This window comes from Polaribacter sp. KT25b (assembly GCF_900105145.1).
Lineage (GTDB): Bacteria > Bacteroidota > Bacteroidia > Flavobacteriales > Flavobacteriaceae > Polaribacter.
In genome coordinates this window covers 2,308,129-2,323,822 of the sequence record NZ_LT629752.1, presented here as the reverse complement: position 1 = coordinate 2,323,822, position 15,694 = coordinate 2,308,129, and the positions used below count along the sequence as shown (strand labels likewise).

Here is a 15,694-nt window from a genome sequence, read left to right as displayed (position 1 = left end):
AAAATATGAAAGCTTATATTATTTTAATTATTTACACTTACATGAAACAAAGCTTCACCTTTATTTACAATCGGAGTTTTATTTATGCAAAAAATATAGCAATCAAACGGTGCGTAAATACGCTTTTTAAATTCACCAAACGGATCTTGAATAACTCCTAAAAGCTCTTTCTTTTTAACATGAGAACCATTTTTAGCTAAAAGTTTAAACATCCCAGAATAACTAGAACGCAACCATTTAGATTTATTAATAAAAATAGTTTTTTCAGTTAAGGAAATTTCTCCGTCAATAAAACCTAAATGAATTAACACATTTTTTGTTCCTCTAATTCCTTGATTTATAACTGTATTGTCTAAGTTTTTAGATTTACCACCTTCAAACAACAATACGGTTTTACCCATTTTTTTAAGTGATTCTCGTAAAGATTTTGCAATATAACCAGAGTGAACCACAAAAGGAGGGTTAAAAATATTGGCTAATTCTAAGGTTTCTTTCTCAGAACTTTCTAATCTAATTTGTGAAACATTATCACGCTCACCACCACCAGTATGATAATCAATAACATAATCTACAAAAGGTGCAATTTCTTTTGTAAATTGATATGCAAATTGACTTGCTAAAGAGCCGTTTAAAGATCCTGGAAACATTCTGTTTAAATCTCTACCATCAGGAAACTCTCTAGTCTGAATTAAATATCCAAAAATATTAAATACAGGAATACAGATAATTGTTCCTTTTTTTGGGACGTTTAATTTTTGGTTAATAATTTCTCTAATAATACTAACGCCATTTATTTCATCTCCATGAACACCAGCTAAAAGTAAAATTACAGGGCCTTCAACTTTAGAGCGTTCAATAATTACAGGTACTTTTACCGTAGTTCTTGTGTGTAATTTGGCAACTTCTATGTCTAAAACGGTACGTTTTCCTTCTGGAATATTTTTACCTAAAAGTACTAAAGGTTTATTCGACATGTATTTCTAAGTATCTAATAATTTCTTTTGCAATATTTTTTCCTGTAGCAATTTCTATTCCTTCTAAACCAGGAGAAGAATTAACTTCTAAAACCAAAGGTCCTTTAGAAGATTGTAACATATCTACACCAGCAACTCCTAAACCTAAAGCTTTTGTTGCTTTTAATGCTGTTTTTTCTTCTTCGTCTGTTAATTCTATAACAGTTGCATTACCACCTCTGTGTAAATTAGAACGGAATTCGCCTTCTTTTCCTTGGCGTTTCATTGCGCCAACAACTTTACCATCAACTACAAAAGCTCTAATATCTGCGCCACCAGCTTCTTTAATAAATTCTTGCGCAATAACCCTTGCACCTAAGCCATTAAAAGCTTCTAAGACAGAAGTTGCTGCATTTTTAGTTTCTGCTAAAACAACGCCTAAACCTTGTGTTCCTTCTAACAATTTTAAAATTAATGGAGCTCCACCAACAGATTCAACAACATGTTCTACATCTTTTGTGTAGTTTGTAAAAACAGTTTTTGGTAAACCAACACCTGCTCTTGCTAATATTTGTAAGCTGCTTAATTTATCTCTTGATTTTACTAATGCTTGGGATGAAACTGCAGAAAATACTTTCATCATTTCAAATTGACGAATAACTGCTGTTCCGTAAAAAGTTACAGAAGCTCCAATTCTTGGAATAATGGCATCTATATCTGTTATATATTCTCCTTTATAAAATATTTTAGGAGATCTTTTTTCAATTTCGATATTGCATTTTAAATGATCTACAACCAAAACTTCATGTTTTCTTTTTGTTGCAGCTTCGACCAATCTTCTTGTTGAATATAATTTCGGATTTCTAGATAAAATTACAATTCTCATTTATTCTATGTTTTTTAATTTATAGGATAGATTTTTCTTTGCAGTATCTATCACAAATTTTTTATTTAAAAATTTTCTTCCCAAAAGTATTGGAAAAGTCATGTCTTTACGTTCACTTAATGTTAAATGTATAGGAAAAGATTTGTTGAAAATAATTATTTTAGTTTCAATTAAAAACCTTTTTTCAGAAATTCCATTAGAACTTTTTACCATTTTTGATGCATAGTTTTTGGTAGAAAATTCTTTATTATTGTAAAACTCGTGTTCTGGATCTAATAACGTAAATCTAATAAAATTATCGCCTTCAACCTCTATTTCTTCTATATTAGAACAATGTATAGACGAAGTATAAGCTCCAGAATCTACTTTTAAATCAATATCTTGTAAATGTAATTCAGGAAAATCTGCTTTATCAATTCTACCTATTGTAGTTTTCATGTATGTGAATTAAACTGTTGTAAAATTAGTTATAGTTATTGACTTTATAACTAAAGATGAAAAAAAAATTAAAAAGCAGCAATTGCAGCTTCTGCACAACGTTCTCCATCCATTGCAGCCGAAACGATTCCACCAGCATAACCACCGCCTTCTCCACATGGAAATAATCCTTCAATTTCTGGATGCTCTAAATTTTCTTTTCTTGGAATATTTACTGGTGATGAAGTTCTAGATTCTACACCTATAATATTTGCTTCGTTTGTATAATAACCATGCATTTTTTGTCCAAAAGCAGCAAAACCTTTGCGTAATCTACTTCCTATAATTTTGGGCAATAAAGAATGCAAAGGAGCAGATTTTAAACCTGGTTGATAAGAACAATCATTTAAATCTGATGATAGTTTTCCATCAACAAAATCTACCAACCTTTGTGCTGGTGCAGCTTGTGTTCTTCCGCCAGCGAAAAAAGCTATTTTTTCTAAATCTTTCTGAAATTCTAATCCTTTTAAAGGACCAAATTTTTCATATTTTTTAAAATCTCTATCAATATCTAACTCAACAACAATTCCTGAATTTGCAAACTTATTATTTCTTCTAGATGGCGACATTCCGTTTACAACAACTTCACCATTTGCAGTTGCCGCAGGAACAATAAATCCTCCAGGACACATGCAAAAAGAATATACACCTCTATTATTAACTTGATGCACTAAACTGTAAGCTGCAGCTGGTAAAAGTTCATCTCTTTCTCCTGAGCAATGATATTGAATTTGATCTATAATTGTTTGCGGATGTTCTACACGAACGCCCATAGCAAATGACTTTGCTTTTAATGCAATTTCTTTTTTATGTAGCAATTCGTAAATATCTCTAGCAGAATGACCAGTTGCTAAAATAACAGAATTTACTGACATTTCTGTTCCGTTTAAAAGCTGAATTGCCTCTAATTTATTATTCTTTATTTTAAAATCTGTAACTCTTGTTTCAAAATGAATTTCGCCACCAAACTTTAAAATATTTTCACGAATATTTTCAATAATTTTTGGTAATTTATTGGTTCCGATATGAGGATGCGCATCAACCAAAATTTGTTCTGTAGCGCCATGAAAAACTAGGTTTTCAAAAATTCTACGAACATCTCCACGCTTTAAGCTTCTAGTGTAGAGTTTTCCATCAGAATACGTACCAGCTCCACCTTCGCCAAAGCAGTAGTTAGAATCTTCGTTTACAAAATGATCTTGATTTATAGCTTTTAAATCTCTTCTTCTGTCTTGTACATTTTTACCGCGTTCTAAAACAATAGGTTTAAAACCTAATTCTATACAACGCAAAGCAGCATACATTCCTGCAGGTCCAAAACCAATTATATGAACTTCTTTTGCCTTAGAAACATCTTTATATTCAAAAATATAATCAGATTTTTCTGGAATTTGCTCGTTTATATAAACGGCAACTTTATAATTAAAGATGATGTCTTTTTTACGAGCATCAATAGATTTTCGTAAAACTTTTACAGCAGAAATTTCAGAAACATCAATGCTAAGTTGTTTAGAAGCTTTGTATAATAGTATATTTTCTTTGCGTTCTTCTATTAAATTTACACGAAGTTGCAGGTCTTTAATCATAAGTAATTTTAGAAATTTATAGAGCTTCTAATCTGTCTAAAATTAATTTATATTCAATAATGCTAGCTCTACAAATAGGTATAACAAAATTTAATTTTTCTTTTATAACATCTTCGGGGTCATTTGCTTGAGCTTGTTTTTCGAGTTCTGTAATTTCGGCTAAACATTTAACTCCCATTAAACCAAAAGAAGATTTTAAAAAATGGCAAATGCTCCTCACAGATTCGTAATCCATTGTAGTTAAACTTTCCTCTAAAGTATCAACTCTCGGAGTTGTATCAGTTAAATAAACACCAATAAGTTGAATTAATGAATCTTTATCCGAAGAAAAGTATTCTTTAAGAGAGGTTAAATCGACAATATTACTGGTTAAAATTTCTTGAATATCCATGCTTTTAGTAAAATAGGGGAATAATAATATAATATTTAATAATCGGTAAATATAAATAAAAACTTGTACTAAATTTTTGATAAATATCAGTTAGTTAATATTTGTTCATTATTTTTGATATTTTCTTTCTAGTTCAATAGTTTTTTTACTTCTGAAGCTATTATTTTGTTTCCAAATTTTTGTGCAAGTTTGTCTCGTTCTTTTTGAGTTGCACCTTTATCCATTGATTTTATAAGACCATTTTTACCATATTCTTCAAGTTTATCTTTTGTGATGATTTCGTTGTTTACGATTATAACATAAGCTGGCTTTTCTATTTTTATATTTTGTCCGAAGAAATTAAAACCATAGAGGATAACAAGTAATACAATAATTTGTTTCATGTTTTTTAATAAAAAGTGTAAGCGAAGTTATGTTTTTTAGGTTCAAAATAAAAAAGCCGTAAAATGATTTCCATTTTACGACTTTTAAACGTTTTATAAATTTTACTCTTAGAGTAATTAAATCCTTTTTAATTTCTATCAATTACACTACCAGAGCCAACAGATTTAATATCTATATCTGTAGGATTTCCTTTATAGTAAACGCTACCAGAACCAACTACTTTTGCTTTTATTTTAGTGTCAACAGTAATTTTTACACTACCAGAACCCGCAATATTAGTGTTTAAAATATCTGTAGTTAAGTCATAGCTTTTTAAGCTTCCAGAACCTGCAATAGAACAAGTTAATTCGTTTGATTTTCCTGTTAATTCAATGTTTCCAGAACCTGCAATATTTGAACTAATTTCATTAGCTTCAACATTTAAAGTAATGTTTCCAGAGCCGCCTAAAGCCACCGTAAAATCGTGATTTTTTATAGTTTCATTACTTGTGATGTTTCCAGAACCAGCTAAAGAAATTTTTTCTATACTTTCAAAATAAACAGTAACTGTAAGTCTTTTGGTAGTATTGATATTTGTGTTTTTCTTAAATTTTATTTGTAAAAGATCTTTTTCTATTTCGGTTACTATATAAGGTATAATATTTTCTTCACCTTCAATAATAATTTTGCCTTCTTTTCCTTTTACAAGAATAACATCAAAAGAACCACCAACGGCAACTCCATCATAATTAGAAGTTGTTCTGTTTACTGTTATTACTTTTCCGTTTCCTCTAATTCTTTCGTTTTTTTGTGCGTTAACAGCAATTGTTACTGTAAAAATAATTGCAGTTAAAATGATTTTTTTAAACATGATTTTATCTTTTTTGGTTGATTTTTTATTAATATTCTCTAATTGAAACACCTCCGTATTGAGATCTTATTTTTAATTTAGAATTAGAGTTTCCTTTTCCAAATTTACCTTCGTAATATTTTTTTGCAGATTTTGATATTTTTTTATAAAATGCTACTTTATCATTTTCGATTTTAAAACCAGCATATTGCAAATCTACTTCGAAATCGAATACTGCATTACTTTCAACACCAATTTTAACACCTGCATATTGAGCATCAATTTCTACATTTTTAAAATTTTTGGTTAATTTTTTTACAGAAATAGAACCATAATCAGTGTCAATTATTAAATTCTTTTTAATGGTACCAAAACTCATACTTACATAATCAGAATTCCCGTTTATACTTGTAGCTTCATCAATTGATAAAGAACCATAATCTGCATTAAAATTAATATCTTCAACTGTACCAAATTTTAACGTAGAGTAATCGCCATTTATTTTTAAATCGCCAGCTTTGTCAATCGTAATTTTAGAATAATCAACATTTATATTTCCACTTTTTATGTAACCAATTGTAGATGAATTACAATAATCAAGAATAATATTGTTATAATTAGCCGTTAATTCGCCAACAGAAATTTTACCATAATCACAATCTATAGTTGCTTTTCCAGATAAATAATCTAAAAAGATACTTCCATAATCATTGTCTAAATCTACGGAATTAGATTTTGGCATTCTTATTTTGTAGTTAATTTGATAATTTATGTTGCTGCTTTTTTTCCAGAAAGACCAACTTTTTTGTTCTTTTTCAAAATTAGTTTTTGCAGAAACAAAATTAGAAGAAGCATCAAAAGCAACATCAATAGCTGCAAGTTTATCTTCTACGCTATCTAAATCATCACCTTTTACGGTAATTGTAACTTCAATTTCTACGCTGTTTTTATCCCAAGTAGTAATATTTAAATTTCCATATCTATTATTAATAGACACTTTAGCATCTGCATTTACAGTATATTTTTTCTTGATAATTTTCTTTTTTTCGTGCTTTTTTTCATCAGTAGTTGCTGAGGTAATGAGCGGAAAAAGTAAGAAAAGGAGTGTGATTTTATATATAGATTTCATTATTCTTAAGGTTTGGGTTTTTTATTTCTTCAATTTGGAGAAGCACATTTTCTAAAACTTCTAAACGCTGTTGATAATTTCTAATCATTGCATTTATAATTTTTCTTGTATTACCATCGGTATTTAGCTCCTTAACAAAAGTTTTATAATTGTCTTCTAATTCTTCTAATTGCTCTAAAGCTTCTTCAATAATTGTTTCTGTTTCTAAACTTCTGTTTTTTTCAAGATCTTTTAATTCTTGATGAATGGTAGAGACAAAATAGTTTTGCACTTCTTCCATTTTTGGCGAAACATCTGCTAAATCCATTTGTTGTTGTTTATGATTGCTGCCCAACCAAAAACCCAAAACTAAAACTACGGATGCTGCAACACTTAACCATTTCCAAGAAGTTTTATTTTTTTTCTGTGGTTGATTTAATTTGCGCTCAAAACGTTCTAAATGCCCTGAATGTGGCTCTTGAAAATCGAAATTATTTTCAGAAAAAAAATCATTTAATTTATTTTCCATATGCTTGTCTTTGTGTATTTTCTGCAAGTAAAACTTGCTTTAATTTTTTCTTTGCTCTAGAAATTGTGGTTCTCACATTTTCGTTTGTATAATTTAATATTTGTGCAATTTCCTCATAATCATAACCCTCAATTAAATTTAAAGTGAGCACAACTCTGTAATTTTCCTTTAAATTTTGTAAAGTATTTAAAACACTTTTTGGGTTTAAACCTCTATAATCTATTACCTCTTCTTCTATTTCATTATTTGGTATCACTTCCATTTTTACTTCTTGATACCTGTTGTTTTTCTTTAACTGAGTTAAACTTTTATTAATTACAATTCTTTTTAACCAAGCACCAAAAGTAACTTCTCCTTTATAAGTATTTATTTTTGTAAATACAGTTAAAAACGCTTCTTGCATTATGTCTTCTGCTTCATAATTATCTTTTAAAATTCTGTGCGCAGTATTATACATTGCTTTATAATAAGCTTTGTATAAATCTAACTGCGCGTTTTTATCCGACTTTTTGCAGCGTTCTATAAGGTTGGTTATATGTGGTTGATTAGTTTCCAATAAAACGTTTCTATATTAAAGACAAAATTGTTTTTAAGTTGTGACAGTTTGTATAAAATAATTTTTAATTGTTTTTTTTATATCAAAATTAAAGGTTGTTTAATATTGATTCTAAATTCGATTTATCTTCTATTTGATGAAATTCCCAACTTAAATTATAGGTTATTTTTTCATCAATTTTAAGCTGTTTTTCAGGGCTTAAACATTCTAATTCTGTAAATAAATGATTACCAAAAATAGTTACAGAAGTTCCATTATCTGGATACGTTGCTCTGTCATCAAAATTAAATTTTTCTATAAATAAAGTATCATTTAAATAACCAGCAACCCAGTTTTTGGCATCTAAACCAATTTTTTGAGGCAAGTCTTTAGATGATTTTAAAGATAAAACTCCGTTTTTTACAGCTACATTTTCTTCGGCATTATTTTTTGAGTCAGGCCATTTAGAGATTGTAAAACCATCTTTAAATTTACTGTTATCAGAAATTGGTGTGTAACAAATATTAGGAGTTTTAATTTTTGATAAACTCCAAATAGTTAATGGTATTTTTTCTAAATCGATATTTTTTGCAAGTTTCTTTTTTATCAATTCTTGATTGATATGTACCTGAGTTCCTTTTTCTGAAATTGTAATTGTTCTATTAATTTGAATCCCTAATAAATCACTTACCGGACTTTTTAAAACAACGCCATTTTTTAATAATGTAACAGAATAAGAACTCGCATTTATATAAGGATCAGGAATATGTCTAGAACCCGTAATTAAATGAAAATAATCTTCAGAACAAGGTAAAACTCTATTTCCACCAACATTTGGCGCTTGTTTTATGCTGTTAATAGAAAAATAATTTCCAATTTTAAAGTTGATACCTTCAAAATCTTCGTTTTCATAAAATACGTTTTCTCCATCTAAAAATCCGAAGAAAATAATTCTTCCAGTTTCTGGAGTTACAATTAATTTAATTTCTAAATTCGAAATTTCAATAGCCTTTTGCCAATTTTTGTAAGTTATATTTTTTACTTTAATCACGTATATTATTTTTCTTCATCACAAAAATGATAAAAAAAAGTGAAGTATTTATTTTAGTACTTAGTAAAAAATAAAATTGGTTTATAATACTTTTTGGTTTAGTTGTATAAATAAAGGTTGATTCTCCTTTTTAGTTTAACTTTAAAATAAAAATCAAAAATTATAAAGTTTGGTGTAGCATTATTATTTTAACCTTGGCATAACAATTGACTTAATTATTAAAGATAATTACTATTTGTTTTTTAAGTATTTAATTATCAAGTTTTTATAATTATAAGCGAGATGTTGGTTTTTCTTATTTAACAAAATCAATGTCACAATGACAGATATACAGCATATGAGCAAATCAAAGATAATAAAATTAGACAGTTTGTCGTTTCAAAATATGATGAACGAAGATTCTGAATTAATCCCGTTAATGACGGCAGAAGATGAAGAAATTATTAACAAAGAGAGCGTTCCAAAAACATTACCAATTCTTCCGTTAAGAAATACAGTTTTATTTCCTGGTGTTGTAATTCCTATTACAGCGGGTAGAGATAAATCAATTCAATTAATTAAAGACGCAAATAAAGGCAATAAAATTATTGGTGTTGTAGCACAACGAAATGAAGAAGAAGAAGAACCAACGTTAAAAGATATTCATGCAACTGGTGTTGTTGCACAGATTTTACGTGTTTTAAAAATGCCCGATGGAAATACAACGGTAATTATTCAAGGAAAAAAACGTTTTGAAATAGAAGAAATTATTCAAGACGAACCTTATTTAAAAGCTACTGTAAAAGAAGCGATTGACGATAAAGAGGTTACAGATAAAAAAGAATTTGATGCAATTATAGATGCAATTAAAGAGCAAGCTTTAGAGGTAATTAAAGAAAATCCCATGTTGCCTTCAGAAGCATCTTTTGCAATTAAAAATATTCATTCTGATGCATTTTTGGTCAATTTTATTGCATCAAATATGGATTTAACTGTAATGCAAAAACAAGTAATTTTAGAAAAAGACAATTTAAAAGAACGCGCATTACTTACTTTAAAAAACTTAAATAAAGAACTTCAAAAATTAAAATTAAGAAATGATATTCAATCTAAAACTCGTGAAGATTTAGACCAACAACAACGAGAATATTATTTAAATCAACAATTAAAAACCATTCAAGATGAACTAGGTGGCGTTTCTAATGACGAAGAGTTAGAAGAAATGCGTAAGAAAGCTAAAACAAAAAAATGGAGCAAAGAAGTTGCAGAAACGTTTGAAAAAGAAATCAACCGTTTAAAAAGAATGAATCCACAAGCTGCAGAATATGGAGTTCAAAGAAGTTATTTAGAGTTGTTGTTAGAATTACCATGGGGAATTTACTCTGAAGATAAATTTGATTTAAAACTGGCAACAAAAGTTTTAAATAGAGATCATTTTGGATTAGAAGATGTAAAAGACAGAATTATTGAACATTTGGCTGTTTTAAAGTTAAGAGGAGATATGAAATCGCCAATTATCTGTTTATACGGACCTCCAGGAGTTGGTAAAACTTCGTTAGGAAAATCTATAGCAGAAGCTTTAGGACGAAAATATGTTCGTATGTCTTTAGGTGGTTTGCGTGATGAAGCAGAAATTCGCGGTCACAGAAAAACCTATATCGGCGCAATGCCAGGAAGATTAATTCAGAACTTGAAAAAAGCAGGAACTTCAAATCCGGTTTTTGTATTAGATGAAATTGATAAGTTAAGTAATAGTCATCAAGGAGATCCTTCTTCTGCAATGTTAGAAGTTTTAGATCCAGAGCAAAACACTTCTTTTTACGATAATTATTTAGAAGTTGGGTACGATTTATCAAAAGTACTTTTTATTGCAACGGCTAATAATTTAGGGCAAATTCCTTGGGCTTTGCGAGATAGAATGGAAATTATAAATGTTACTGGTTATACAATTGAAGAAAAAATAGAAATAGCCAAAAGACATTTATTACCAAAACAATTAAAAGAACACGGTTTAACAACCAAAGATTTAAAGTTAGGTAAAAAACAATTAGAACAAATTGTTGAAGGATATACTCGTGAATCTGGAGTTCGTGGTTTAGAAAAGAAAATAGCAAAAGTGGTTCGTTTTGCAGCAAAATCTATTGCTTTAGAAGAAGAATATGATATTCATATTTCATCAGAAAAAGTAGAAGAAATTTTAGGAACGCCAAGAAATAGAGATAAATTCGAAAATAATGATGTTGCTGGTGTAGTTACAGGTTTAGCTTGGACAAGCGTTGGTGGTGATATTTTATTTATTGAATCTATTTTATCTAAAGGGAAAGGAACGCTTTCTATTACAGGTAATTTAGGAAATGTAATGAAAGAATCTGCAACAATTGCTTTGCAATATATAAAATCGAATGCAGAAGAATTTGGAATTAAACCAGCAATTTTAGAGAAGTACAATGTGCACATTCACGTACCAGAAGGCGCAACACCAAAAGATGGGCCAAGTGCAGGTATTACGATGTTAACTTCATTGGTTTCTTCTTATACGCAACGTAAAGTTAAAAATAAGTTAGCAATGACTGGCGAAATTACTTTACGTGGAAAAGTATTGCCTGTTGGCGGAATTAAAGAAAAAATATTAGCTGCAAAAAGAGCAAATATTAAAGAAATAATTTTGTGTAAAGAGAATGAAAAAGACATTTTAGAAATAAAAGAAAGCTATTTAAAAGGCATGACTTTTCATTATGTTACAGATATGAAACAAGTAATAGAATTGGCGCTCACAAAGCAAAAAGTAGCCAATGCTAAGAAATTAGTATAAATTTAAAAGCCTCTCAATTTTTTGAGAGGCTTTTTTTATGCTTAAATGTTATCATCAGTTTAAAAAGTAAACTCTTAATTTTAAAATAGAATATTTTTTTGAAGCTATTTCCTGCTTTCAGCACTCGCTTTTTTTATTCAGAAAAAGAATAAAAAAGAGCTCAAACAAATGCTTCAATCAGGGCTAGGCTTGTTTATTGGCTTTCTGTTTTTTTTAAGTTTTATTTTTTACTAGCAATTCTATTGTTTTTATTAAAAGATGTTTACGGAATTTGTTTTTTGTAATATTAAATTATTTCGTAGCTCTTTTTATAATCTTTATAGGTAACAAATTAAGTTGGTTTTTTACTGTAGAATATTTAAAAAGTAAAAACTACTTATTTTTTAAAAATGTAAATTACAGTTGTTTATAAAATTAATTTTATTTTAGATTTAATAAGATGTTAATACTGATATTTTTTGAAAGAAATTTATTTTGTCTAAATTTACTTTTTTATCATTTGAATAATCATCAATTATGAAGCAGTTTTTACTATTTTTTTCAGTAACGATCTTTGCTATTTTTATTGGTAGTCAAATTACAGAAGGTGTACTTTTAGTTCCATATTGGCAATCTTTATCAGCAAGTGATTTTTATACATTTTATAATAATTTTGGATCTTCTATCTCTCAGTTTTACACAGTTTTAACTATTGTTGCTGCATTAATTCCTGTTATATTTTCCGTTTATTGTTTGTCAATTAATTATAACGCTTTAAAATTTTCGTTAATTTCTGCGTTTTTTTCTCTACTTTTTGTTGCTAGTTTTTATATCTATTTTAAAGGTACAAACGAATTATTTTATCAAGCAACTTTTAATGAAGTTGAGTTAAAAAAAGAATTAATAATTTGGAGTTACTGGCATTGGGGAAGAGTTTTTATAGAAAGTCTTTCCTTATTATTTTTGATTTTAGCTTGTGTTAAAATTCAAAAAACAAATAGAGATTACACTTTTAAATAATTGAAAATATTATTCTAAAAAAATAAAACCTAAAAGCGTCTTTTCAAAATTTTGAAAAGACGCTTTTAGGTTTAAGAGACTTAATTTTTTTCTAAATGATTAAACGAACTCCGCCTAATTCTTCGATTTTATAAGGAAAACGATCTCCAGGAGAACCAATAAACATAAAGTTAATAGGAATTTTCCATCTTTTTGATAAACTTGTAATTAATTCTGGAGAAAATACACCTTCTTCAATAATAAACTCGATGTCTATTTCAGGATATTCTCTGTCTAGAAAATCAATTTCTAGTGCAAGGTTTTTAGGAATAGGATTACTTTCATTCGTTACAAATACAAGTTTTAATTTTTTTGTGTGCTCGTTTTTAGAAATATATAACATTACTTGGTTTAAGTTTGCAATATTATCTCCTTTCGTAAAGAAAACAAACTCTTGAGAATTAATACGATGAATTACAGCAAGTAGTTTTTTATCAGTTAATATTACAAACCTTCTTATAGGATCAAAAACAGTGTGTATCAGCTTTAATAAAAATTTTAATAATAAAGTTCTGTTTAGCATAATGCTAATAAAAATAATAGAAGGTACAAAATATTCTAAAAAGACAGATAAATTACTTGGTACACCTTCTTTTGGTTTCATTATTAAATTTCCAAATAGAGCAAAACAAACTGCAGTAAATGCAATTAAAATACCCATCCATCTTGCTTTTTCAGGACGAGGTAAACTATTTCTTTTTACTTTTAATAAAACGTTACCAATTGCAAATAATGCCATTACAGATAAAAAAGAAATAGTGTAAACACCAGCCAATAATTTTACATTTCCATTTGTAATTAATAACACAGATATCGTTAAAATTAAAAACACAATAATAATACGATAAGAACTTCCTTTTTTATTTTTCTTTAAAAAATACTGAGGCAACACACGATCAAGTGCCATACGTTCTAATAACCCAGAAACACCAACAAAACTCGTAAGTACAGCTCCACTAAGTACTAAAAAAGCATCAATACCAATTAAGATTGCTAGCCAATTACCACCAACGTGAGATGCCATTTCTATTAATAATGTATTTTGATATGAATCGCTTTGTAATAAAGGCATTGCAAAAAGTGCAAGCGCAAATACTGCTGCTAACGGGTTGATAACACTCACTACAACCCACATATTTTTTAATGTTTTTGGAAAAACCCCTTTTTGTTGTTCTTCAACAAAATTGGCAGAACTTTCAAAGCCAGAAACTCCAAGCATTGATGCTGCAAAACCAAGAAAAATTGCCTTAGTTATGCTGCCGCCAGTTACTGGTAAATTCCAGTTTTCAATAAAAGTTCCGAGTCCGTGAGATATTAAAAAATAAGTTATAAAAATACTTAATATTAGAAAAGAAGATAAGTGAAAAATAAAAATTCCGATGGCAACTTTAGCGGATTCAGAAACACCACCAATGGTAAGAATTGCAAAGAAAAATAATAGAATTATCGTAGCAATAATAATGGGAATTGACGGAATTAAATGGTGTAAATAATGAATTGCTTCATTAGCAGAAATAACAGCAGTTGCCATGTAAGATAACAGCGTTAAAGTAGCTGCAAATGATGCAATAGACTTACTTGTTGTGTTTAATAAAGCATTATATGCACCACCATTTAAAGGTAAAGCACCAACTACTTCTCCATATATTTTTCTAAAAAGAAAGAGTACGGCAGAAACAATTAGTAGCGTAATCCAAGCATATTGGCCAGCAAAAGCAATTGCTAATGCAGAAACATATAAAACCGATGAACTAATATCGTTTCCACTTATAGCAGTAGCTGCTAATACAGATAGTTTTTTATGAGTTTTCATTAATTAATTTTTGTTTACTGAGAATTTTAAGTAGTAAAAATATTTTAGTGTATAAAAATATATTCAGTTTGTTGCTTTATTATTAAAAAAAAACCAAGCTAATCTACTAGTTTATATAATCAATAAATAAAAAAGCAATTCCACTGTAAAATTAATATTAAAAAATCAGAATTATATTAAATTATTAAATTATTAATTCTAGATAATTCTTCTTCAGAAAAAGTAGTGTTTTTTATCGCTTTAACACTATCTAAAATTTGATCTGTTTTACTTGCTCCAATTAAAACAGAGGTAATTCTATCATCTTTTAAAATCCAAGAAATTGCCATTTGTGCTAAATTCTGATTTCTACTTTTGGCAACTTCATTCAGCGCATTAATTTTAGGAAGCATTTCTAAAACTTGATCGGTTTTTAAATAACGACCATCTTTTACTGCTCTGGAATCTTTAGGTAATCCTTTTATGTATTTATTAGTTAACATCCCTTGTGCTAAAGGCGAAAAACAAATGGCACCAACACCAGAATTCCCTAATAAATCTAATAATCCATTTTCAACCCAACGATCAAATAAACTATACCTTGGTTGGTGAATTAAACACGGAGTTCCTAAGTCTTTTAATATTTTAAATGCTTTTTCTGCTTCTTTTGGTTGATAATTAGAAATACCAACATATAAGGCTTTTCCTTGTCTAACAATTAAATCTAAAGCACCCATAGTTTCTTCTAAAGGCGTGTCATAATCTGGTCTATGATGATAAAAAATATCCACATAATCTAACTTCATTCTTTGCAAACTTTGGTCTAAACTAGAAACTAAATATTTTTTAGAGCCAAAATTTCCATAAGGACCTTCCCACATATCATAACCTGCTTTTGATGAAATAACCAATTCATCTCTATATTTTTTAAAATCTTTTTTTAAGATTTTTCCAAAAGTTTTTTCAGCAGAACCATAAGGAGGACCATAGTTATTTGCCAAATCAAAATGTGTAATTCCGTTATCAAAGGCACATTTTAATAAATTCCGAGCATTATCAAAATCATCATTTTTACCGAAATTATGCCATAAACCTAACGAAAGTTCAGGTAAAAGCAAACCGCTATTTCCTGTTCTTCTATAGTTCATATTATTGTATCTTTCTGAATCTGCTATGTATTTTGCCATGATTATTTTTAAATTAATCTCTTAGAATAATTATTAATATTTAGAGTTGTATTCTATTCTCAAAGTAACAAAAAAGCAACGATTTTACAATCATTGCTTTTCATATATTTCCGTTAAATATCTTTTAGAAGTTTACTTAATTTCTTTGGATCTTCTT

Annotated in this window: 15 protein-coding genes; 2 read left to right on the top strand and 13 right to left on the bottom strand. The window is 28.5% G+C overall.

The annotated features are described in order from the left end of the window. Window positions 1-23 precede the first annotated feature (23 nt). The 11 genes from BLT70_RS10085 to BLT70_RS10035 all read right to left on the bottom strand — a co-directional run bounded on the left by BLT70_RS10085 (window position 24) and on the right by BLT70_RS10035 (window position 8,729). Complete coding sequence (locus BLT70_RS10085) at window positions 24-974, bottom strand: succinylglutamate desuccinylase/aspartoacylase family protein (protein WP_091894062.1); 951 nt, start codon at window positions 972-974, stop codon at window positions 24-26. Beyond that, window positions 964-1,839, bottom strand: coding sequence for a 30S ribosomal protein S6--L-glutamate ligase (rimK, locus tag BLT70_RS10080; RefSeq protein ID WP_091894060.1), 876 nt, complete (start codon window positions 1,837-1,839; stop codon window positions 964-966). The genes BLT70_RS10085 and rimK overlap by 11 nt, the downstream gene beginning before the upstream one ends. Next, window positions 1,840-2,277, bottom strand: a complete 438-nt coding sequence (locus tag BLT70_RS10075) for a RimK/LysX family protein (protein WP_091894058.1) — start codon at window positions 2,275-2,277, stop codon at window positions 1,840-1,842. It lies immediately after the preceding gene. 68 nt (window positions 2,278-2,345) lie between these two features. Then, on the bottom strand, window positions 2,346-3,902 hold the full coding sequence (locus BLT70_RS10070; protein WP_091894056.1) for an NAD(P)/FAD-dependent oxidoreductase: 1,557 nt from the start codon (window positions 3,900-3,902) through the stop codon (window positions 2,346-2,348). A 16-nt stretch (window positions 3,903-3,918) separates the two neighbouring features. Beyond that, complete coding sequence (locus tag BLT70_RS10065; protein ID WP_091894054.1) at window positions 3,919-4,293, bottom strand: Hpt domain-containing protein; 375 nt, start codon at window positions 4,291-4,293, stop codon at window positions 3,919-3,921. 128 nt (window positions 4,294-4,421) lie between these two features. After that, complete coding sequence (locus BLT70_RS10060) at window positions 4,422-4,676, bottom strand: hypothetical protein (RefSeq protein ID WP_091894052.1); 255 nt, start codon at window positions 4,674-4,676, stop codon at window positions 4,422-4,424. A 128-nt stretch (window positions 4,677-4,804) separates the two neighbouring features. Next, window positions 4,805-5,527 (bottom strand): head GIN domain-containing protein, encoded by a 723-nt coding sequence (locus BLT70_RS10055; RefSeq protein WP_157691882.1) that lies wholly within the window; start codon window positions 5,525-5,527, stop codon window positions 4,805-4,807. A gap of 28 nt (window positions 5,528-5,555) precedes the next feature. Next, window positions 5,556-6,635 carry a hypothetical protein gene (locus BLT70_RS10050; RefSeq protein ID WP_091894048.1) on the bottom strand — a complete coding sequence of 360 codons (1,080 nt, stop codon included), beginning with the start codon at window positions 6,633-6,635 and terminating at the stop codon, window positions 5,556-5,558. After that, window positions 6,619-7,143 carry a hypothetical protein gene (locus tag BLT70_RS10045; protein ID WP_091894046.1) on the bottom strand — a complete coding sequence of 175 codons (525 nt, stop codon included), beginning with the start codon at window positions 7,141-7,143 and terminating at the stop codon, window positions 6,619-6,621. The genes BLT70_RS10050 and BLT70_RS10045 overlap by 17 nt, the downstream gene beginning before the upstream one ends. Then, the gene (locus BLT70_RS10040; protein ID WP_172824409.1) at window positions 7,133-7,699 is read right to left on the bottom strand and encodes an RNA polymerase sigma factor; all 567 of its coding nucleotides are present in this window, start codon (window positions 7,697-7,699) and stop codon (window positions 7,133-7,135) included. The genes BLT70_RS10045 and BLT70_RS10040 overlap by 11 nt, the downstream gene beginning before the upstream one ends. 88 nt (window positions 7,700-7,787) lie before the next feature. Beyond that, on the bottom strand, window positions 7,788-8,729 hold the full coding sequence (locus BLT70_RS10035) for a DUF4380 domain-containing protein (protein ID WP_231962670.1): 942 nt from the start codon (window positions 8,727-8,729) through the stop codon (window positions 7,788-7,790). A 319-nt stretch (window positions 8,730-9,048) separates the two neighbouring features. Between BLT70_RS10035 and lon the strand changes: the two genes are divergently transcribed. Beyond that, complete coding sequence (lon, locus tag BLT70_RS10030) at window positions 9,049-11,520, top strand: endopeptidase La (RefSeq protein ID WP_091894042.1); 2,472 nt, start codon at window positions 9,049-9,051, stop codon at window positions 11,518-11,520. 516 nt (window positions 11,521-12,036) lie between these two features. Then, window positions 12,037-12,519, top strand: coding sequence for a hypothetical protein (locus tag BLT70_RS10025; protein ID WP_091894040.1), 483 nt, complete (start codon window positions 12,037-12,039; stop codon window positions 12,517-12,519). A 91-nt stretch (window positions 12,520-12,610) separates the two neighbouring features. On the opposite strand, the gene BLT70_RS10020 is transcribed toward BLT70_RS10025, so the two are convergent. Further along, window positions 12,611-14,371: an APC family permease gene (locus BLT70_RS10020; RefSeq protein WP_091894038.1), complete on the bottom strand. Its 1,761-nt coding sequence runs from the start codon at window positions 14,369-14,371 to the stop codon at window positions 12,611-12,613. 176 nt (window positions 14,372-14,547) lie between these two features. Continuing rightward, window positions 14,548-15,537, bottom strand: coding sequence for an aldo/keto reductase (locus BLT70_RS10015; RefSeq protein WP_091894036.1), 990 nt, complete (start codon window positions 15,535-15,537; stop codon window positions 14,548-14,550). Window positions 15,538-15,694: the final 157 nt, after the last annotated feature.

Excerpts from the sequence above, each read along its gene's own strand:
- BLT70_RS10085 (WP_091894062.1), bottom strand. The coding sequence starts at position 974 with ATGTCGAATAAACCTTTAGTACTTTTAGGTAAAAATATTCCAGAAGGA.
- rimK (WP_091894060.1), bottom strand. The coding sequence starts at position 1,839 with ATGAGAATTGTAATTTTATCTAGAAATCCGAAATTATATTCAACAAGA.
- BLT70_RS10075 (WP_091894058.1), bottom strand. The coding sequence starts at position 2,277 with ATGAAAACTACAATAGGTAGAATTGATAAAGCAGATTTTCCTGAATTA.
- BLT70_RS10070 (WP_091894056.1), bottom strand. The coding sequence starts at position 3,902 with ATGATTAAAGACCTGCAACTTCGTGTAAATTTAATAGAAGAACGCAAA.
- BLT70_RS10065 (WP_091894054.1), bottom strand. The coding sequence starts at position 4,293 with ATGGATATTCAAGAAATTTTAACCAGTAATATTGTCGATTTAACCTCT.
- BLT70_RS10060 (WP_091894052.1), bottom strand. The coding sequence starts at position 4,676 with ATGAAACAAATTATTGTATTACTTGTTATCCTCTATGGTTTTAATTTC.
- BLT70_RS10055 (WP_157691882.1), bottom strand. The coding sequence starts at position 5,527 with ATGTTTAAAAAAATCATTTTAACTGCAATTATTTTTACAGTAACAATT.
- BLT70_RS10050 (WP_091894048.1), bottom strand. The coding sequence starts at position 6,635 with ATGAAATCTATATATAAAATCACACTCCTTTTCTTACTTTTTCCGCTC.
- BLT70_RS10045 (WP_091894046.1), bottom strand. The coding sequence starts at position 7,143 with ATGGAAAATAAATTAAATGATTTTTTTTCTGAAAATAATTTCGATTTT.
- lon (WP_091894042.1), top strand. The coding sequence starts at position 9,049 with ATGACAGATATACAGCATATGAGCAAATCAAAGATAATAAAATTAGAC.
- BLT70_RS10025 (WP_091894040.1), top strand. The coding sequence starts at position 12,037 with ATGAAGCAGTTTTTACTATTTTTTTCAGTAACGATCTTTGCTATTTTT.
- BLT70_RS10020 (WP_091894038.1), bottom strand. The coding sequence starts at position 14,371 with ATGAAAACTCATAAAAAACTATCTGTATTAGCAGCTACTGCTATAAGT.
- BLT70_RS10015 (WP_091894036.1), bottom strand. The coding sequence starts at position 15,537 with ATGGCAAAATACATAGCAGATTCAGAAAGATACAATAATATGAACTAT.